The organism is Mangrovibacter phragmitis (assembly GCF_001655675.1).
Taxonomy (GTDB): Bacteria; Pseudomonadota; Gammaproteobacteria; order Enterobacterales; family Enterobacteriaceae; genus Mangrovibacter; species Mangrovibacter phragmitis.
Window position 1 is genome coordinate 36,206 of the sequence record NZ_LYRP01000006.1, and the last position, 19,423, is coordinate 55,628.

General features: G+C 49.0%; 18 protein-coding genes. 12 read left to right on the forward strand and 6 right to left on the reverse strand.

Annotated elements, in window-relative coordinates; translation table 11 throughout:
• The first annotated feature begins 3 nt into the window (after positions 1–3).
• Positions 4–1,599, forward strand: coding sequence for an ABC transporter substrate-binding protein (locus A9B99_RS08450; protein ID WP_064596580.1), 1,596 nt, complete (start codon positions 4–6; stop codon positions 1,597–1,599).
• Between the two features lie 64 nt (positions 1,600–1,663).
• On the opposite strand, the gene A9B99_RS08455 is transcribed toward A9B99_RS08450, so the two are convergent.
• On the reverse strand, positions 1,664–2,365 hold the full coding sequence (locus A9B99_RS08455; RefSeq protein WP_064596582.1) for a response regulator: 702 nt from the start codon (positions 2,363–2,365) through the stop codon (positions 1,664–1,666).
• Positions 2,346–3,983, reverse strand: a complete 1,638-nt coding sequence (locus tag A9B99_RS08460; protein ID WP_064596587.1) for an ATP-binding protein — start codon at positions 3,981–3,983, stop codon at positions 2,346–2,348. Before A9B99_RS08460 ends, A9B99_RS08455 begins: the two co-directional genes overlap by 20 nt.
• Positions 3,984–4,306: 323 nt before the next feature.
• Here A9B99_RS08460 and A9B99_RS08465 point away from each other — a divergent pair, with 323 nt between their 5' ends.
• The 9 genes from A9B99_RS08465 to A9B99_RS08505 all read left to right on the forward strand — a co-directional run bounded on the left by A9B99_RS08465 (position 4,307) and on the right by A9B99_RS08505 (position 12,548).
• Entirely contained in the window at positions 4,307–5,668 is a 1,362-nt protein-coding gene (locus A9B99_RS08465) for a 2-hydroxycarboxylate transporter family protein (protein ID WP_064596589.1), read from the forward strand.
• A gap of 18 nt (positions 5,669–5,686) precedes the next feature.
• Positions 5,687–6,571, forward strand: a complete 885-nt coding sequence (locus A9B99_RS08470) for a fumarylacetoacetate hydrolase family protein (protein ID WP_064596591.1) — start codon at positions 5,687–5,689, stop codon at positions 6,569–6,571.
• A gap of 17 nt (positions 6,572–6,588) precedes the next feature.
• Positions 6,589–7,632, forward strand: coding sequence for a [citrate (pro-3S)-lyase] ligase (gene citC / locus A9B99_RS08475; protein ID WP_064596593.1), 1,044 nt, complete (start codon positions 6,589–6,591; stop codon positions 7,630–7,632).
• 25 nt (positions 7,633–7,657) lie between these two features.
• The gene (gene citD, locus A9B99_RS08480) at positions 7,658–7,951 is read left to right on the forward strand and encodes a citrate lyase acyl carrier protein (RefSeq protein ID WP_064596595.1); all 294 of its coding nucleotides are present in this window, start codon (positions 7,658–7,660) and stop codon (positions 7,949–7,951) included.
• A complete protein-coding gene (gene citE, locus A9B99_RS08485; RefSeq protein WP_064596597.1) occupies positions 7,948–8,823 on the forward strand; it encodes a citrate (pro-3S)-lyase subunit beta in 876 nt (291 codons plus the stop codon). Before citD ends, citE begins: the two co-directional genes overlap by 4 nt.
• A 23-nt stretch (positions 8,824–8,846) precedes the next feature.
• Entirely contained in the window at positions 8,847–10,376 is a 1,530-nt protein-coding gene (citF, locus tag A9B99_RS08490) for a citrate lyase subunit alpha (protein ID WP_064596599.1), read from the forward strand.
• A gap of 2 nt (positions 10,377–10,378) precedes the next feature.
• On the forward strand, positions 10,379–10,912 hold the full coding sequence (gene citX / locus A9B99_RS08495) for a citrate lyase holo-[acyl-carrier protein] synthase (protein ID WP_369938095.1): 534 nt from the start codon (positions 10,379–10,381) through the stop codon (positions 10,910–10,912).
• Positions 10,890–11,744, forward strand: coding sequence for a triphosphoribosyl-dephospho-CoA synthase CitG (gene citG / locus A9B99_RS08500; RefSeq protein ID WP_064596604.1), 855 nt, complete (start codon positions 10,890–10,892; stop codon positions 11,742–11,744). Before citX ends, citG begins: the two co-directional genes overlap by 23 nt.
• Before the next feature lie 291 nt (positions 11,745–12,035).
• Positions 12,036–12,548 carry a DUF4823 domain-containing protein gene (locus A9B99_RS08505; RefSeq protein WP_064596607.1) on the forward strand — a complete coding sequence of 171 codons (513 nt, stop codon included), beginning with the start codon at positions 12,036–12,038 and terminating at the stop codon, positions 12,546–12,548.
• A 135-nt stretch (positions 12,549–12,683) separates the two neighbouring features.
• On the opposite strand, the gene yghU is transcribed toward A9B99_RS08505, so the two are convergent.
• Both yghU and A9B99_RS08515 read right to left on the reverse strand, forming a co-directional pair.
• The gene (gene yghU / locus A9B99_RS08510) at positions 12,684–13,535 is read right to left on the reverse strand and encodes a glutathione-dependent disulfide-bond oxidoreductase (RefSeq protein ID WP_064596609.1); all 852 of its coding nucleotides are present in this window, start codon (positions 13,533–13,535) and stop codon (positions 12,684–12,686) included.
• 313 nt (positions 13,536–13,848) lie between these two features.
• A complete protein-coding gene (locus A9B99_RS08515; protein WP_064596611.1) occupies positions 13,849–14,625 on the reverse strand; it encodes an EAL domain-containing protein in 777 nt (258 codons plus the stop codon).
• Between the two features lie 979 nt (positions 14,626–15,604).
• On the opposite strand from A9B99_RS08515, the gene A9B99_RS08520 reads away from it, so the two are divergent.
• Positions 15,605–16,762, forward strand: coding sequence for a GGDEF domain-containing protein (locus A9B99_RS08520; RefSeq protein ID WP_064596612.1), 1,158 nt, complete (start codon positions 15,605–15,607; stop codon positions 16,760–16,762).
• 110 nt (positions 16,763–16,872) lie between these two features.
• Here A9B99_RS08520 and A9B99_RS08525 read toward each other — a convergent pair whose 3' ends face one another.
• Positions 16,873–17,349 carry a GNAT family N-acetyltransferase gene (locus A9B99_RS08525; RefSeq protein WP_064596614.1) on the reverse strand — a complete coding sequence of 159 codons (477 nt, stop codon included), beginning with the start codon at positions 17,347–17,349 and terminating at the stop codon, positions 16,873–16,875.
• A gap of 101 nt (positions 17,350–17,450) precedes the next feature.
• On the opposite strand from A9B99_RS08525, the gene A9B99_RS08530 reads away from it, so the two are divergent.
• Positions 17,451–18,368, forward strand: coding sequence for a LysR family transcriptional regulator (locus A9B99_RS08530; protein ID WP_082917847.1), 918 nt, complete (start codon positions 17,451–17,453; stop codon positions 18,366–18,368).
• A 14-nt stretch (positions 18,369–18,382) separates the two neighbouring features.
• Here the strand turns inward: A9B99_RS08530 and A9B99_RS08535 are convergent, their stop codons facing one another.
• Positions 18,383–19,423: a DUF6708 domain-containing protein gene (locus A9B99_RS08535; RefSeq protein ID WP_064596618.1), complete on the reverse strand. Its 1,041-nt coding sequence runs from the start codon at positions 19,421–19,423 to the stop codon at positions 18,383–18,385.

Here is a 19,423-nt window from a genome sequence, read left to right on the forward strand (position 1 = left end):
GATATGTTGACAAGGAAATTTCTCACCGGGTTGTTACTTACCGCTCTTTTTCCCGCCAGTGCGGCACTGGCAGCGGAAAGTACGCTGGTTTATTGTTCTGTGGCATCCCCTGAGTCTTTTAACCCGCAATTAGCCAGCTCAGGCCCAACTTTTGTTGCCAGTTCACAAACACTGTATAACCGCCTGGTGACATTCGACCCGAAAGACAACTCGCCAGTTCCTTCTCTGGCAACCTCCTGGACCATCAGCCCCGATGGCAAAACCTATACCTTCACTCTGCGCAAAGGCGTTAAATTCAACAGCAATAAATATTTTACTCCCACGCGGGATTTTAACGCCGATGATGTCATTTTCTCGGTAATGCGTCAGAAAGACCCAAATAACCCTTACCATAATGTGTCACACGGTAGCTATGAGTACTTTAATGACCTGGGGCTGTCATCCCTTATTAAAGACGTCAAAAAGCTGGATGACTACCATGTTCAGTTTGTGCTGACGAAGCCTGACGCCGCATTTCTGGCTGACTGGGGCATGGATTTCGCGTCGATTTTATCTGCGGAATACGCTAATGCTATGCTGAAAAAAGGCACACCAGAGTATGTGGATACCTGGCCAATTGGTACCGGGCCTTATGCGTTGCAGCAATATAAAGTGGATTCCCTGATTCGTTACATTGCGAATCCGAATTACTGGGATGGCGAAGTGCCGACCAAACACCTGATTTTCTCCATTACCCCTGACGTACAAACCCGCCTGGCAAAACTGGAGAAAAACGAGTGCCAGATTATTCCTGCACCCAGCCCGGTACAGTTTGGCGCTATCAAAAAAGACAAGGATCTTACCTTGCATTCGATTGACGGGCTGAGCGTTGGCTACCTGGCATTTAATACCGAGAAAAAGCCTTTCGACAATGTGCTGGTGCGCCAGGCGCTGAATTATGCCGTGGATAAAAAAGCGATTGTGGACGCCGTATTTATGGGGTCAGGAACGGTGGCGAAATCACCCATTCCCCCAACGATGATGGGCTACAAAAAAGATTTGCCGGATTACGATTACAACCCGGAAAAAGCCAAAGCTCTGTTGAAACAGGCGGGATATGCGAATGGCTTTGAAACCAATTTATGGTCTATGCCGGTTCAGCGCCCGTATAACCCTAACTCGCGGCGTATTGCGGAAATGATCCAGAGCGACTGGGCGAAAGTGGGCGTGAAGGCCAAAATCGTTACCTGGGAGTGGGGCGAATATCTGTCAGGCCTGCGTAAGGGGGAGCATGCAACCGCGCTGTACGGGTGGATGTCAGATAACGGGGATTCGGATAATTTTGCCGACACACTGCTCAGTTGCGACAGCATTAAAAGTGGTTCCAACGCGGCCCACTGGTGTAATAAAGACTACGATGCTCTGGTCACCAAAGCGAAAGAAACCAGTGACCCGGCAGCACGAGCAAAACTATACCAGCAGGCACAAACCATTTTTTACCAGCAGGCGCCCTGGCTGACGTTAGCCAATGGGAAAACTTTCTATGCTACCCGCAGCAATGTGACCGGGTACAGTGTCAGCCTGATGGGAAGTGATTTCTCGAAAGCGAAACTGAACTAATACAGAAAAACACAGGGCGTGACACGCCAGTGTCGTCACCACCGCACCAGGGATGGCGCGGTGATTAGTTACCCAACTCTTGTTTGCGGTGATACATGCGCCGTGGATGGCCTGGTTTGCCATAACGCATTTCAACATCCAGAAAGCCGTTGTCCACACAGTGCTCCAGGTAACGCCGGGTGGTCGTTTTACTGAGCCCGGTCTGATTTACCACATCATCAACGGATAACACCGTGTCATGAGGGCTGGCAAATAAGCTTTGCACCCGGCTTAAGGTTTGTTCCTCAATCCCTTTATTACCGTTTTCTGTGCGGTAATTTTTGCCTTGTAACTGGTAGAGCGAATCCACATTACGCTGATCGACAATTTTCCAGGTGCGTTGCTGCTCATTAAATTGCACAAAGCGCGCCAGAGACTGATCCAGCCTTTTCCATGATACAGGTTTAAGAATGTAGTCGAAGGCTCCATTGCGAATCGCCTGGCTACAGGTGTCCATATCACTGGCGGCAGTAATAAAAATCACTGAGCATTTGTGTTCCGCAATCCACGGGCTGTTCATCAAACTTATCCCTTTACCATCTGGCAGGTAATTGTCCAGCAAGACCAGACCAGGACGCAGATGCTGTAGCAACTGACGGGCATCAGCAAGAGAGGTGGCTGTACCTGCATAGCGTAGTTGTGGGTGGTTACGGAGTAATTCAGCATGAAGCTCCGCCAGTGGTGCTTCATCTTCCACAATCAACACATCAATGGGTTCCAGTTGCATACACAGTTTCCTCTTCTGATGGAGCAAGGGCTGGCACACAGGGTATAAACAGTGAAAAAACCGTGCCAGAAGGAATATTATCAGCCACTTCAATGCTGCCGCCAGCCTGGTTGACATAGCTGGCGATAAGATAAAGCCCCAGACCGTGGTCGCCATGTTGTTTGGTGGTGACACCGCGTTCAAAAATATGCTCACGGATTGCCGGATCCAAACCAACACCGTGGTCTGCGACTTCAATAATCAGCTCCCGGCTGGATAAGCGAATCAGCACTTCAACAGGAAGATGTGCACCGCTGGCACGTTGGGTGGCCTCAATAGCGTTATCCAGCAGGTTGCCAATCACGGACAAAAGCCCGGATTCAGTAAGCCCGTGGAAAGGTTCACGCATTTCACACGCCGGATCAAAACGTAATGTGACACCTTTCTCGCGTGCTCGCGCTGTTTTGCCTAATAGCAACCCGCACAGCGTGGGCGACTGAAAGCGGTCAGAAATAAAGTCCAGGCACTCCTGGTCATGTTCTGACTGGCTTTGAATATACGCAGTTGCTTCCTGATAGCGCCCCATATGCAGTAAACCCGCCAGTGTCGCCATATGGTTTAGCTGTTCGTGCCGCATGATACGCAGGTTATCCAGATACCGCTTAACCTGGCTGAGTTGTGCTGCCATGGCATCAATATCGTTACGATCCCGGAAAGTAATTACCCAACCCTGTAACTTTCCTTCCAGCATAATCCGTACCCGGCTGGCGATAACCGTCAGGTGGTTAAAACAGCAAATCTCATCATGGGTATCCTGCTGCAACATGGTGTCAGGGTGAAAAAAGTGCACCGGGTCAATCAATTCTGATAAAGGTTTGCCGCGAACTTCGCGCGAGGATTGAGTCAGTCCGAGTAAATGTTTGGCGGCCTGGTTGATCACCGCAATACGGGATTGAGCATCAATGGCAATCACCCCTTCATAGATAGATTCCATCAGCGCTTTTTGTTGGCGAACTAATAAACCGATCTCCCGTGGTTCCAGAGAGAAAATTTGTTTTTTGATACTACGAGTAAAAAACCACGAAAAAACAAATAACGACATCAGGATAAAGGCAGCAGATAACGCGATATTAACCACTTTTCGTGCAGTAATGTTGTCGAGGTAACTTTTTAAATAACCAACAGAAACAATACCAATAACCTTACCCTGATTATCAAAAATAGGCGATTTACTGCGCAATGAAATACCCAAACCACCTTTGCGAATAGTAGTAATTGTTTTTCCTTTCAGAACAGACTGATTGTCACCACCCACTAGTTTTGTGCCAACCCGGTCGTTAAATACTGAGTGAAAAAGATGCCTGGCATGTTCATCACCAATAACAATAAAACTGGCATCACTGCGTTTAGCTACCAGCGTCATGAACTGGTGAATTTGCGCTATATCATGGTGTGCGACAGCCGTTTTCAGTGAAGGGATAAGCGCTATCTCCTGAGCCTGAATGCGGGCGCGTACACTCATTTCCTGGTACAACTGGCGGCTCATATCAACATAGTAATAGACGCCAAGCAGCACAAATAACCCCATGAAAAACACCACAAGGGAGACGAACAGTTTTACCTGGAACGAGAGTTTCATTATTTGCTATAACGCGCTTATTAAAAGAATAATTTTACCATTTTTTATGTGCCCGTCGTTGTTGCTATAAAAAACTTGTGATCCTCTACACAGCCTGAATTGACAGAAAATTAATTTAATAAATGAAATTTGATATTTTGTTACTGAAAATAATAAACTCCATAAACACCACGCAATTAAATATGCAGTACGTCACATATTATAATAAACACCATTAACACCATACAATCCATTAAAACTTCCTGCTTAATATGTATTCCCTCACATTATATAGGTTCTTGCTCTTTTAATCTGATCTGGAACAATAACTAAGGGGCTTAATAATGAGCACGACTGATGATTCTTACTCTGTACCCCAGAACCCGGATAATCTGACCCAGGTCTCGTTGAAAGAAAAATGGTGGCATATCCTCGATACCTGGAAAATCGGCATTATCCCGCTGCCGCTGTTTGTGCTGGCCGGATTGCTGATTGCAGTGGATTGCCTGGGGGGAAAATTACCCAGTGATATCGTCGTTATGGTGGCGACACTGGCCTTTTTTGGCTTCGCGTGTGGCGAATTTGGTAAACGCCTGCCTGTCATTGGCAAAATGGGTGCTGCGGCGATTTGTGCCACATTCATTCCTTCTGCACTGGTGCACTACGGATTGTTGCCGGATGTCGTTGTGGAATCCACCACCAAATTCTACAAATCCACCAACATCCTCTATCTCTATATTTGCTGCATTATCGTGGGCAGCATTATGAGCATGAACCGTACCACGCTGATTCAGGGATTCCTGCGTATTTTCTTCCCGATGCTGTGTGGTGAAGTGGTGGGAATGGTGGTGGGGATGGGCGTTGGCCTGGCGCTGGGCATGGAACCGTTCCAGATCTTCTTCTTTCTTATTCTGCCCATTATGGCGGGTGGTGTGGGGGAAGGGGCGATACCGCTTTCCATTGGCTACGCCACATTGTTGCATATGGACCAGGGTGTGGCGCTGGGGCGTATTTTGCCGATTGTGATGCTCGGCAGCCTGACCGCCATTATTATTGCCGGCAGCCTGAACCAGTTGGGTAAACGTTACCCGCATTTAACCGGGGAAGGTGAACTGATGCCGGGGAAAAATACTCAGGCAGCAGGCCCTCTGACCGCAGCGTTTAGTGGTAAAACCGATGTCACCACTATCGCTTCCGGTGCGTTGCTGGCGGTATTGTTATACATGCTGGGCATGCTTGGTCATAAATTGATTGGCCTGCCAGCTCCCGTCGGTATGTTGTTTATCGCCGTATTTATCAAACTGGTTCATGGTGTTTCCCCACGCCTGCTGGAAGGCTCGCAGGTGGTTTATAAATTCTTCCAGACTTCCGTGACTTACCCAATTCTTTTTGCTGTCGGTGTTGCCATTACTCCCTGGGAAGAACTGGTTCACGCTTTCACGTTCACCAACCTGTTAGTGATTGTCAGCACAGTCAGCGCACTGGTTACCACCGGGTTCTTTGTTGGCAAAAAGATAGGTATGCATCCCATTGATGTGGCTATTGTTTCCTGTTGCCAGAGTGGCCAGGGTGGTACCGGCGATGTCGCGATTCTTACTGCGGGTAACCGGATGTCCTTAATGCCTTTTGCACAGATAGCCACACGTATTGGTGGAGCAATAAATGTCTCCCTGGCTCTGCTGTTCCTCGGCAACTTTTTAGTCTGACTGACAGGTTTTACCGCTATGAAAATTGCAAGTTACCAACATCTTGGGCGCCATAGTTATGGCATTGTCACACCAGATGGTTTTATTGACCTGGGCATGCGCCTTGGTGACCGTTGGCCGAGCCTCAAAGCACTGTTGGCAGGGAATGCTCTGCCTCATGCTCAGGCACTGGCGCAGCTAAGCGCCGACGTGAGTTTTGATGATGTCGTGTTTCTGCCCGTAATCAGCCAGCCGGAAAAGATCCTGTGCGTCGGCATGAATTATGCCGAAAAACGCCGGGAATTTGATCAACATGATCCTGCGCCAACCTTGTTTGTCCGCTTCCCGGATTCACAAACCGGGCATAACCAGCCGGTGATGAAACCGCACTACTCCAGCGAGTTTGATTACGAAGGGGAACTGGCGGTGATCATTGGTCAGGGCGGTGAGCAAATCACGCGTGACCAGGCGCTGAAACATGTCGCCGGGTATAGCTGTTATATGGATGGTTCCGCCAGGGACTGGCAGCACACCTGGTTTACTGCGGGTAAAAACTGGCCGCAGACCGGTGCATTTGGCCCCTGGATGACCACGGCAGATGCGATTCCCGACCCCCACCAACTGGCTATTCGCACCTGGCTGAATGGTCGTATGGTGCAGGAAGACAATACAGCCAGCATGATCCACAGCGTGGCGGAATTGATTGAATACATCAGTACATTCACCCGCCTGAATCCGGGAGATGTCATTATTACCGGGTCACCTGGGGGGGTTGGCAAAAAACGTAATCCGCCACTGTTTATGCATGAAGGCGATCACATTGAAGTGGAAATCGAAGGCATCGGTCATCTGAGCAATGTCATTGTTGAAGCCCCTGCTCCCGCAGTGCTTTCGGAGCGGCCTCTGGCCGCAGTGTCTCACTGAACTGGCCGGTGATAAAAATGGACGACGCCCCTGTCGATTTTCATGTTATCAATATCAGCCGCAATGCTCAGCGCGCCGAAGCCGTTCGCACGCTGTTAGCGGCCAACCGCCTCGGGATGGATAGCGATGTACGCTATTTCATGCTGGCTTTGGATAACCAGCGGCTGGTGGGGTGCGCCGGCCTTGCGAAAAATATCATCAAATGTGTTGCGGTCGCGCCAGAGTGGCGCGGCCAAAACCTCAGCGCCAGATTATTACAGGAAGTAGAGCGTTACGCCCTGGCTCAGGGGTATTTCCACCTGTTTCTCTATACACGCCCGTATAACATCGACAAATTCGCACAAAGCGGTTTTTGGCCCATTGTTCAGTGCGATGACAGCGCGGTATTGATGGAAAATACCCCCATCGGCATTCAGCGTTATTGCAAACAATTACGCACCTTACGGAAAAGCGGCGCACGCATTGGTTCCATTGTGATGAATGCCAACCCATTCACCCTGGGGCACCGTTATTTGGCAGAGCAGGCCGCCCGGGCATGTGACTGGCTGCATCTGTTTGTAGTACGTGAAGACGCTTCGTTTTTCCCGTTCAACGAACGCTTAGCCATGGTGCGTTCTGGTGTGGCCGATATCCCCAACCTGACGGTACACGAAGGCTCTCACTACCTTATCTCCCGTGCGACCTTTCCCGGCTACTTTCTGAAAGACAAAGGCGCAATTGAGCAAGCCTGGGGGGGCATGGATCTGCTTATTTTTCGCCACTATATCGCCCCGGCACTGGGGATCACCCACCGCTTTGTGGGATCAGAACCTTTCTGCCCGGTCACCAGGCAATACAACCAGTCGATGCACAGCTGGCTGGAAGCCACTGATACCGACCAGACACCCAATATCACTGTGGTGGAGATCCCGCGCATGTGCCGCAAAGCAAGCGGGGAAGCTATTTCTGCTTCCGAAGTGCGGCGCTTACTGAAAACCCAACACTTTGCCCGTATTCGCGACATCGTGCCGCATACCACTTATTCACTGCTGTTGCAGCAATACCGTGCAGCAGTAGCTTAATTCAGGACTGACCAGGAAAACTGTCATGCAGATAATCAAAGAAGCCATCGCCGGTACGGTCGAATCCAGCGACCTGATGGTGAAAATCGCGCCCGCAAGCGGCGAACTGGAAATCGTGATTCATAGTGAAGTGTACAAACAATTTGGCGAACAAATCCGTTCTGTTGTGGCGCAAACCCTCGAACAGATGGCTGTTCATGAAGGCATTGTCATTATTGAAGATAAAGGCGCGCTGGACTGCGTGATTCGCGCCCGGGTACAGAGTGCGTTGTTACGTGCGGCCGATGCGCAGCATATTAACTGGGAGGCGCTGGTATGAAAACACTTCGCCGGAGCATGTTGTTCCTCCCGGGAGCCAGTGCGGCCATGTTGTCCACTGCGTTTATCTATAAACCTGACTCCATTATGTTCGACCTTGAAGACGCAGTATCTCTGCGCGAAAAAGACAGCGCCCGCCTGCTGGTTTTTCATGCCTTGCAGCACCCGATGTACCGGGAAATTGAAAAAGTGGTACGCATCAACCCACTGAACACGCCGTTTGGCCTGCCAGACCTGGAAGCGGTTGTCCGTGCGGGAGTGGATGTTATCCGCCTGCCAAAAACAGACTCGCCGGAAGATATAGCCGAGCTGGAAACTCACCTGGAGCGCATTGAAAAAGCCTGTGGCCGCGAGCCCGGGTCAACCCGCATTATGGCGGCGATTGAATCTGCCATTGGCGTCATCAATGCGGTGGCCATTGCCCGCAGCTCCCCACGGCTGATTGGTATTGCTTTGGCGGCATTCGATTATGTGATGGACATGCAAACTGAGCGTGGCGATGGTACTGAACTGTTCTATGCCCGCTGCGCCGTACTTCATGCTGCCCGTGCTGCAGGGATAGACGCATTCGATGTGGTATGGTCAGACGTAAACGACGAAGCCGGTTTCCTGCGCGAGGTCGAGCTGATTCGCAAAATGGGCTTTAACGGCAAATCGTTGGTCAACCCACGCCAGATAGACCTGTTACATAACGCTTATGCACCTACTCAGCAGGAAGTTGACCATGCTAAACGGGTGATTGAAGCCGCCGAAGAAGGTGAACGCAACGGCCTGGGGGTGGTTTCCCTTAATGGCAAGATGGTGGATGCCCCGATTATCGACCATGCGCAACGTGTACTGGAACGTGCTGCCGCTTCCGGTGTGCGCCAGTAAATTTCCCCAATCAGGACAACAAAATGAATAACCAGACAGAAGCACTACACGGCGCGTTTCCTCACCTGCGCCACCTGACCAGTTTTGATGGGGAACATGCTGCCACACCGTGGCTTGACGATGCCGAAGCAAAATTAAACCGCAAGCTGTGCCAGACACTGGAAGAAGCCGTTAAGCGCGCGGGCCTGCAGGATGGCATGACAATTTCTTTCCACCACGCTTTTCGCGAAGGCGACCGGGTGATTAACACCGTGGTAGCCACACTGGCGGGCATGGGGTTTAAAAACCTGACGCTGGCATCCAGTTCCCTGATGACCTGTAATGACGTGCTGGTGGACTTTATTCGCCAGGGGGTGATTACCCGCATTTACACCTCGGGGATGCGCGGCAAACTGGCAGACGCGATATCACATGGATTGATGGCAGAGCCAGTACAGATTCACTCCCACGGTGGGCGGGTGCATTTGCTCGAAACGGGTGAGCTGCATATTGATGTGGCTTTTCTGGGGGTTCCCTGCAGCGATACGTTTGGGAATGCCAATGGCACACAAGGGCAGTCAGCATGTGGTTCACTGGGCTATGCCATGGTGGATGCGCATTACGCCGATAAAGTGGTCTTGCTGGCTGAAAAGCTGGTGCCATTTCCGAATATGCCAGCCAGTCTGCGCCAGGATCAGGTTGATCTTGTTGTGCCGGTAGAGCGAGTGGGCGATCCTGGCAAGATAAGCGTTGGGGCCGCACGCGTAACCAGTAACCCGCGTGAATTAATGATTGCCCGCAGTGCCGCGCAGGTTATTGAGCACTCGGGTTATTTCAAGAATGGTTTCTCCATGCAAACCGGCTCCGGTGCTGCAGCAACCGCCTGTACCCGCTTTATGGAAGAAAAAATGACGCGCCATGGTGTGGTGGCACGCTTTGCTTTAGGAGGAATAACCGGTAGCCTGGTGGATTTGCATGAAAAAGGCTTAATCGAAAAGCTGCTGGATACGCAATGCTTTGACAGTCAGGCCGCGGCATCTCTGGCCCGTAATCCTGGTCATATTGAAATCTCTACCGAAGTGTATGCCAGCCCGGACAGCCGGGCCGCCAGTTGTGATCAACTGGATGTGGTTATCCTCAGCGCACTGGAGATAGATCTCGATTTTAACGTTAATGTGATAACGGGTTCTGACGGCGTTATGCGCGGAGCGTCAGGTGGACACTGTGATGTGGCGAGCGCTGCCAACCTGACGATTGTTGTCGCTCCGCTGTTACGTACCCGTATTCCTACAGTGGTTAAGCGTGTCACCACCTGTGTCACTCCTGGTGAAAGCATTGACGTCCTGGTTACCGATCATGGCATTGCGGTAAATCCGGCTCGCCCGGAAGTACGTGAACGCCTGCTGGCTGCCGGGTTGAAAGTTGTTGATATAGAAACGCTCTACCAGCGTGCGGTGGCATTAACCGGTGAACCCAGGCCGGTTGCGTTTACTGACCGCATTGTGGGTATTATTCGTTACCGCGATGGCTCCGTCATTGATGTCGTACGCCAGGTGCAGGAGGAACAGGAATGAGAATGCTGGCCCCTCAACAACCAGGGGTCAGTCTTTCAGCACTGCTGGCGGCAAAAGAGCAACGTGCTCACCGCCAGCAGTCATGGCTGGCTCGTTATCATACTCCTCTGATTTCACTGACACTGGTCACCCCGGGCAGTGTTAAAGACAGTATTCAGTACCGTAACCTGATGGGGGTTGCGCTGGTTGCGTGCGACCAGTTGCTCTGGCAACACCGTTGGCCGGTATTAGCGCGGGAAGTTAACTGGCTGGATACTGGTGCAGAAGCCTTGTGGAGTGTGGACCACAATGCAGCAGAATTGAAAGCCAGTTGTGTGGCGCTGGAACAGGAGCACCCATTAGGCAGGCTGTGGGATTTTGATGTGTTCGACCCGGAAGCCGGGCAAATTGGCCGCCATTCCCTGGACCGTGCAGGCCGGCGTTGCCTGATATGCGGCGAACCGGCTCATGCCTGTGCGCGCTCACGTCGCCACCCGGTTGAGTTAGTGGTTGCTGAAGTGGAGAAACGCATCGATGGCTGGTTTACCCGTGATTAATGCTGCACCCATACGCGTTTCATCAACCACTATGCCGCAACGTGTGGTTCGCGCGCTGTACGATGAAATTCATCTGACACCGAAGCCTGGCCTGGTTGACCGGGCAAACAGTGGCGCTCATCACGACATGGACCATGAACTGTTTATCTGCAGTATTGAAGCGATTGCCCCCTGGTTTGTGGTCTTCCATGAACTGGGAAAAGCACATGCAGACCAGCCGGAAATGATGCAACTGCGCTTATTGCGCCCGGCAGGTATTGCCTGTGAACAGGCCATGTTTCAGGCAACAGGTGGGGTGAATACCCATAAAGGCGGTATTTTTTCGCTGGGGTTATTGTGCAGTGCCGCCGGGCGACTGGAAGCACAGGGCTGCAGGCTTTCGCGCCAGGCGGTGTGCCAACAAGTCAGCCAGTTTTGCCACGGTCTGGTGGCGCGTGAGCTGGTTCAACGCAATCGCCAGGCATCCACGGGTGAGCGGTTGTTTCAACAGTTTGGTCTGGCGGGGGCGCGGGGAGAAGCAGAGTCAGGTTTTCAAACTGTCACTCGCTATATTTTGCCGGGCTGGCAGGACGAAGCCTGTGAAGAACGCCGTCTTCACCTGGCGCTGTTACGCCTGATGGCGGTCAACCCGGATACCAATTTAGTCTCCCGTGGAGGGCTTTCAGGGCTACGTTATGTTCAACGTTCTGCCCGGCAGGTTCTGAGCACACAGTGGACCCACGAGCAGTTACATCAAATGGATCAGGCGTTAATTGCCCGCCACTTGAGCCCGGGAGGCAGCGCCGATTTGCTTTCTGTGGCAATGGTACTGGCAGATTTACCGGAGGTATAAGTATTCATTTAACGTTGGAGATATATTTTATAGCGAGAAGCTGCAATTATTCGCGTCTTATTCATGCTAACTCAATCAGACAATGGTAATTGCTGGGATTACCAAAACATTCCTTGTGCCCTATGGAAAAATAAGTGATTATTCACTATTCCCTTCGTACAAAAATATGCTGTCATGATGGTGTGTGCGGGTGAGAATCATTCAATGTAAAGTTGATGATGTGATGTTGATAACATAATATTAATAATATATGACTACATAAATAAAATATCATTATAAGGGGTGATAAAAGTGAAAAATTCTATTTTGGCCATTGTGGCTCTGTCTGTTGTGGGATGCTCTGCAAAATATAATGTGAACAATATTGAGGAGAAGACTGAGCTTTTGATGAAAGATACGCCAGTTAGTATTTCTGTTCCTGCGAACGGGATGTATGGTAATCAAACATACACCGGTTCAGGTAAAGCTACTGCAATGGCGATCCGAGAAGCTTTCTCACACTACACTGATAATGTTAATATTTTTTATGACTGTGGTGATTTGTCTTGCCTGAATGCAAATCATAAGATTGATCATGGTTATTATGTTGTTCCGCAAATATTGCATTGGGAAGACAGGGCTACAGAATGGTCTGGTTTACCTGACCGGATAACAATAAAAATAGTAATTTATTCCGCGGAGTCAAATAGACGTGTTGCCGCAACAATGATTAGTGGTAAAAGCAAATGGGCTACATTTGGTGGTGATCATCCTCAGGATTTACTTGCTGAGCCTGTTAATTCTTATGTCGCTGGGTTGTATTAGTTGTTAATAATTGGGCATAAAGCTGATTTAGAAAGTGCCGTGTAGCTGGGTGGAATAGTAAATGTGGCTGTTATCTAAAATAATTCAAAAATTCAGGCGCAATATTTTTCAATGTTGCGCCTGATATTATTTTAATTACAACGTCAGCCCATCAAAATCGGCTGCGCTATGGCGTTCAGGCAGAAACGTGCCCGGCTCGCCATTGGGTTTATTCACAATACGGCCGCGTTTTACCGCAGGACGGGCATCAATGGCTTTTGCCCAGCGCACCACATGCGTATAACTGGTTACATCCAGGAATGTCGCTGCGTCATACAGGCGCCCTAATACCAGACCACCGTACCAGGGCCAAATAGCCATATCGGCAATAGAGTAGTCCGCTCCCGCAATAAATTCGCGTGTCGCCAGCAATTTATCCAACACATCCAGTTGCCGCTTGGTTTCCATGGCATAGCGGTTCACCGCATACTCGAGTTTGACAGGTGCATACGCGTAGAAATGGCCAAACCCGCCTCCGGCAAAGGGCGCAGATCCTTGTAGCCAGAATAACCAGTTCAATGTTTCCGTGCGGGTTGCCAGGTCTTTTGCCAGGAAGTGGCCAAATTTCTCCGCAAGGTAGAGCAAAATTGCGCCGGATTCGAACACGCGCACCGAAGGGTCTTCGCTGCGATCCAGCAACGCCGGAATTTTAGAATTGGGGTTCAGATCGACAAAACCACTGGAAAACTGGTCTCCTTCGCCAATGCGAATTAAATGGGCATCATATTCTGCATCAGTTACACCAGCAGCCAACAACTCTTCCAGCATGATGGTCACTTTCTGCCCATTCGGCGTACCCAGAGAATAAAGCTGAATGGGGTGCTTCCCACAAGGTAGCGTTGCTTCGTGGGTGGCACCAGATACCGGCCGGTTAATGGCTGACCATGTGCTGCTGTCTTTAGCCGGTGGGGTCCAGACTTTTGGCGGTTGCCATGTATTCGCTGTCATAAGGTGATATCCCATTGTTGAATGAAAATCTACAGGGAGTGTAGCAGGTCTGTTTTTTTCGGTTTAACACTATCAGGCGTGAAAGCATTTACTTTGCGAAGTGAGTCAGAGAAAAGAAATCCCGTTACCTGATCAACAGGTAACGGGATAAAACAGAAGGATAACAAGGATTATCCTGGGGTGAATGTCGTCTCCACTTCGTTGTTGTGGCTGGCGGACCTGGCTGGCCGTTGCCCACGTAATCCGTGAAAATTACATACTAACGATGCCTGCGTTCCTGTTTCAGGTAAAACAAGCTGAATAACATAATTAACTAATTATAAAAAAAATTTTCCCTGGTGCTGAAGTGAGTCAAAAAATCAAAAAACTGTTTTTTTGGCAAAGCCTTTGAAATAAGAAAACCCTGAATATAATCGCACTTAAAACCGACTAATGTTTTAAAATCTTCAATAGTTTCAACACCTTCTGCAGTAACCTGCATGCCCATATCGTGGCTTAATTTTATCAGGTGTTTCAAAATGCTGTATTTGCAACTATTACGGGAAACATCCTGTACTAACTGTTTGTCCACTTTGATTTTATCGAAGGGGTAGTTTAGCAACTGTACGAAGTTGGCAAGTCCATCACCAAAATCGTCCATACTGACTGTGATACCGATATTTTTAAAATGGTCGAGATGATGCTTACCATATTTTAAATGCTCAATGGTCAGGTTTTCGGTGATTTCTACTTCAATTCTGGACGTTGGAATAGCATAAGATTTTAACGTATTAATAAAGTCACTAAAAAAACCATCGGTCTTGAATAATGATGGCGAAATATTGATAGATGCTTTTATATCGGAGTGGTGTTTAAGCATCTCACAGGTTTCGTGCAGCACGAAAAGCGAAAGCGCATAAATAGAACCATCCTTTTCTGACTGAGGAATAAACAAATCTGGCGAGATATAACCATGTGTCTGGTGATTCCAGCGTACCAGTGATTCAAACGAATGAATCTCACTGTTTTTCACACAGTAAATCGGTTGGTAATGTACGGATAAATGCTCCGGTTTTGCCAACGCAATTGTTAACTCGTTCGATATGTCCATACCTTCCCATTGTTATCAGTGCAGCATTCAGTGCCCCATGATTCGCAGAATGTATGCCCGTGAACCTGGCAAAAAAAAGCAAATGCAAGCCATCCAAATGCACGAGCTTTGGTTTCCGGTTGAACATACACCTGCACATTTTGTCTTCAGCCCTCTGCCAGGGCTATCCCGTAGGTCGGGAAAGTATGATATTGCTGACACTTTATAGCGGAGCTGGCTGGGTAACCACAGACATTGAAATGCAAAAAATCTCATGTCATAACGCCAACGTACAGATACCATTCAGGACAGAATAGTCACCTGTTTATGTCTCTATTTTCCATTAGTAAGACTTAACGGATTGTTAAGGGATTATAAATGTCATAATCTTATTTTAAAATCGTTTAAACCGATCATTCATTATTATTTGATAGATAACAACTATTGTAGTTTTTGTAACGATCGCTAAAATCAATTGCTCATCAAGGTAACCATATGAAAAAATGTATATAAATTAGTTAGTTCTGAAGCTTGTCTTCTTACGGAAAACACTTTTTGTTACGGGTAAAAGAGCTTTATCTCATTGAAAATAAATTAAAGTTTTTCATATGGTTAAGGTTTTTTTAAGAGAATTCTCATGAGTCGTAAAAAGCATCACTTGTCAACCACTATAATTAGTATGATCACACAAAAGGTTGAGAGAGACTGAAGGATGTTACACAGAGAAGTGAATTCGCCCAATAATCAATAAAAGTCGAGGCCAGTCTTTAACGCTGTTCAGCGGTAGCGTCTCTTGAACGGCAGTGCTAATCTTATGCCAAACAAGCAGCATACAAACCGCTTCACTGCGTTCTTTAAATTGTTTTCTGGCTCAGGGTAAAGTTTGTCACGTATTTCCAGATATATACCTGTTTTGCAGATTACATGTTTGAAACAGACTTAACCTTTATGCCTGCCAGGCCGGCCCCTGAATCTGAATGTTTAACACCAGGATCTTCATGTGACTGCTTTTGATGCGGTAACTTTAGCCAGTATTTTTAACAATATTATTTGCAGCCTGATTGGCTGTTTCTTTCTTTTCCAGGTAAGCCGAAACCAGGCTGGCCATAAAAGAAAGGCCGCAACGTACTTTTTCCTGTGCTTCTTTTTTCTTGGGGTCGCATTTACCCTGATGATGATTCGTGTATGGCTACCAGTGAGTTTTTCTATTTTCACCGCCAATGGGCTCTATGTTACTACTGCCTATATGATGTTGTTCGGTTTTTTAAGTTGGTTTCGTATTCCTGTAAGGGGAATACATATTCTGATTATGGTGATTAATATAACCGTCATAATCACTGCAATGTTGTTTTTCTATCTGCATTATCGCTCTTTCATTACGCGTGTTTATATAGGTGGAATAAACAATGCCACCTTGTTTTTCCTGTGCTTTGTGGTGTGCTGGCACCATCGGGCACAATGTGGCAAAGGGGAGAAGCTGGCTGGCGCTGGGGCGCTGGTTTGCGTGCTGGCATCCTTAATTCCATCCTTGCTGATGTCTGTACGTCCTGAGCCTGCCTTATTTCAGGTATCCATGACTATCACTCAAAATTTGGGCTGCTATTTTGTGCTGGGCGCGTTGTTGTCACTGTTTTTATTTGACCAGATTGACTGGCACTACCGGCGTTCTGTCCGTGATGAGTTAACCGGATTATACAACCGCCGTTATTTCAATGAGCAACTGGACAGACTGCTGGTGCGGGGAAGCGGCAAAGGTTGTCTGGCACTGTTTGATATTGACCACTTCAAAAAAGTGAATGATACATTCGGGCATGATGCCGGAGATTTGGCTGTGCAACGTGTGGCCCGGGAAATTCAGGAATCTCTGCCGCCAGGTGCTCTGGTGGCTCGTTATGGCGGGGAAGAGTTTGTCTGCTTCCTGCCTGAAAGCGATGAACCTCTGGCGCGCCATTTTCTTGAGCACATTCGCCAAAAAGTGAGCGACCTGGCCGTTGAAACACCGCGCGGCAGTGTGGCAGTCACAACCAGTATCGGCCTGTGCCAGGTGTTACCAGGAACCCCGGTTTCACAGGCATTAAAATGCGCAGACGATGCACTCTACCAGGCAAAACGCGCCGGGCGTAATACGCTGGTGAGTGCGGAAACGGCTTCCGGGTAACCACCGTGTGGCTGGCTAAGAAGCGGTGAACTTAACTGCCGGGGTGGTAACCCTTTAACAGGCACTGGCGTTAACCTGTTCAGGCACTGTTAAAGGGGGCTTAATGAGAGTTATTCGGCAAACCTGGTGAGCGCGTCACCTGACAGGCGGTAGCGAACCCACTCATCTTGTGGCTGTGCGCCAATACTCAGGTAGAAATCGATAGCAGGCTGGTTCCAGTCCAGTACACTCCACTCAAGACGCCCGCATTGCCGGGTAACCGCATATTGCGCGATGGTTTTCAGCAGCGCTTTTCCGGCACCCAGACCACGAAAATCAGGTGAGACATACAGGTCTTCCATATAGATACCATTACGGCCAAGCCAGGTGGAATAACTGGTAAAAAACACTGCGTAACCCGCTATTTTCCCGGCGACTTCGCAGATTAACGCTTCGATTTTGCTACCCGTGCCAAACAGTGATGCTCTGATTTCTTCGGGGGTCGTCACCACTTCCTCAGGGGCTTTTTCGTATACCGCCAGTTCATAAATCATGTCGTAGATTGCGTTTGCGTCTTCCGGGGTTGCCTGGCGAATCGTTATGCTCATTAGTTTTCCTGTTTTGTTGACATCATGTCGTCGTTGAGATTGCTGGCTGCAAGCATAATCAGTATTGTTGGAAGAATTAAGTGCAATGAAATCACCTGTTGTTGAATATTATGCATCCGGCCTTACGACGTATTGACCTGAACCTGTTACCTGTATTCGATGCTGTTTACCGCCATCGCTCTGTGCGTATAGCTGCAGAAGAGTTGATTATGAGCACTTCTGCTCTGAGCCATGCGTTATCGCGTTTGCGTACTGCGTTAAATGACCCGCTCTTTTTCCGCGAGGGCCACCGCATGTGCCCGAGTGTGTACGCCACCCAGCTCGCTCCGGCAATTGCCTCTGCCTTAACCTTTTTAAACCAGCAACTCATCCCACAACCTGATTTTTCCCCGGCAGTGGCAACAGACTGCCTGCAAATTGCCATTACAGACTTCACGGCCTTTTGTGTTTTTCCTGCGCTGATGCATAAAGTGCAGCCCCTTGCGCCAGGGATCCGTTTCGAACTGCGCTATTTGCCCCACAGCCCGGCATTAACGGAACTGCTGGCAGGCGAGGTGGATTTGGCCCTGGGGTTTAATGTGCTGAATGAAACTGAACACCCGGACCTGGACGAAATAACCTGGCAAAGAGACGAGTATGTAGTTATCAGCAATGTAAACAGGGCGCGTTTAACTCTGGAAGATTACCTGGCTGCCAGCCATGTCGTGGTAACGCCCTGGAATGAAACACAAGGCGTGCTGGATATTGAGCTGGAACGAATGGGCCACACACGGCAGGTGGCGATTAAAACACCGTCTATGCTAAGTGCCCCTTTTATTATTGAACACTCTGATATGCTGATGGCCATTCCCCGCAGTGCTGCAGAACGCCTGGCCCGCTCTGCCCACCTGAAAATTTTCCCCCTACCTTTTGATGCCCCACCCTTTGACGTGAAGATTTACTCGCATAAGCGCAGTGGTCACCGCGGTGTAACGCACTGGCTCAAACAACAACTGCAGGCTATTGCGGGTAAGATGTGAGGTGGCACGCACTTTCATATGTGGTGCCCGTAACGCTTTGCCAGCACGGCATGAATTTTATTCGTGGCGGCATCCATGCGGTCATATTTTTCCTGCCAGGCATCATGGGACTCATTGGCAAACACCAGCCGCCACATTTTTTCCGGGTTATTGGCGGCACTGATACTGACCGGGTCTGCGGGGTCTGGCCGGCAGGCGTCCAGTACCTCCCGGGGCCAGCGGGGGATTTTACCGGTCACGCTGGTGATATAACGGCTGAATGCTGATACTAAGTAGAAAGGCAGCATCACCGGTAAAAATATCCACTCCAGCCGGGATCCCATATACAGTAAATTCTGTAAGCAGAAGATAAATCCTTCTTTGCGGTCTTCTGCTGGCGGGCAAAACATAATCAGCTCGGCCAGTTCCGGCACCACATCCTCTTCCATATAACAGCGGATAAACTCCCAGTATTCCAGCGTGGTGGATTTATCGGTACAGACGCCCAGGCTGAAGGTTTCCAGGACTGTTTCGCCATCGCTATCCAGAATATGGCCGCGAATGGACCAGTCATTGAGTATCACGGGCTCTTTATCCTGAGTGAAGTAGATATCCTGCCAGGGAACGGTTAATACGCTGCCATTGGTCCGGAAAACATACACCATCTTATTTTTTCGGTTAAAGCGGATGGGGTAGTGTGTCCATTTGAACCACTGCTTCAGTAAAAAATAGCCGCTGAAAAAATAAAATGGGGATGTGACCACAGAGAGGATAACAATATCAATAATGGTACCCTTTATTCCCTTGGTGGGCAGGAAAAAGGAATGGTATAAAAAATAAATATAGATAGAAACCAACATAAAAAATAACAGGGCGAAGAATTGAGTATCTGTTCCTCCTTCCTTATGAAATTTATCCACCGTTTCCAGGTAAGTGGAATTAATGCGGATAACCGACTGCTCGTTATTAAAATAACGGACTTTGGCTGGCCTGCCCTGGTGCAGCCGGTGGTGTTTTTCTGAACGGTTCAGCGGGCGGTTAACCTTGTAAGGCTGGTACAATCCGTATACAGACAT

Coding starts and splice junctions, on each gene's coding strand:
- A9B99_RS08450 (WP_064596580.1), top strand. CDS start 4: ATGTTGACAAGGAAATTTCTCACCGGGTTGTTACTTACCGCTCTTTTT.
- A9B99_RS08470 (WP_064596591.1), top strand. CDS start 5,687: ATGAAAATTGCAAGTTACCAACATCTTGGGCGCCATAGTTATGGCATT.
- citC (WP_064596593.1), top strand. CDS start 6,589: ATGGACGACGCCCCTGTCGATTTTCATGTTATCAATATCAGCCGCAAT.
- citD (WP_064596595.1), top strand. CDS start 7,658: ATGCAGATAATCAAAGAAGCCATCGCCGGTACGGTCGAATCCAGCGAC.
- A9B99_RS08465 (WP_064596589.1), top strand. CDS start 4,307: ATGAGCACGACTGATGATTCTTACTCTGTACCCCAGAACCCGGATAAT.
- A9B99_RS08535 (WP_064596618.1), bottom strand. CDS start 19,423: ATGTCTGTATACGGATTGTACCAGCCTTACAAGGTTAACCGCCCGCTG.
- citE (WP_064596597.1), top strand. CDS start 7,948: ATGAAAACACTTCGCCGGAGCATGTTGTTCCTCCCGGGAGCCAGTGCG.
- A9B99_RS08525 (WP_064596614.1), bottom strand. CDS start 17,349: ATGAGCATAACGATTCGCCAGGCAACCCCGGAAGACGCAAACGCAATC.
- A9B99_RS08515 (WP_064596611.1), bottom strand. CDS start 14,625: ATGGACATATCGAACGAGTTAACAATTGCGTTGGCAAAACCGGAGCAT.
- citG (WP_064596604.1), top strand. CDS start 10,890: ATGGCTGGTTTACCCGTGATTAATGCTGCACCCATACGCGTTTCATCA.
- A9B99_RS08460 (WP_064596587.1), bottom strand. CDS start 3,983: ATGAAACTCTCGTTCCAGGTAAAACTGTTCGTCTCCCTTGTGGTGTTT.
- citX (WP_369938095.1), top strand. CDS start 10,379: ATGCTGGCCCCTCAACAACCAGGGGTCAGTCTTTCAGCACTGCTGGCG.
- citF (WP_064596599.1), top strand. CDS start 8,847: ATGAATAACCAGACAGAAGCACTACACGGCGCGTTTCCTCACCTGCGC.
- yghU (WP_064596609.1), bottom strand. CDS start 13,535: ATGACAGCGAATACATGGCAACCGCCAAAAGTCTGGACCCCACCGGCT.
- A9B99_RS08455 (WP_064596582.1), bottom strand. CDS start 2,365: ATGCAACTGGAACCCATTGATGTGTTGATTGTGGAAGATGAAGCACCA.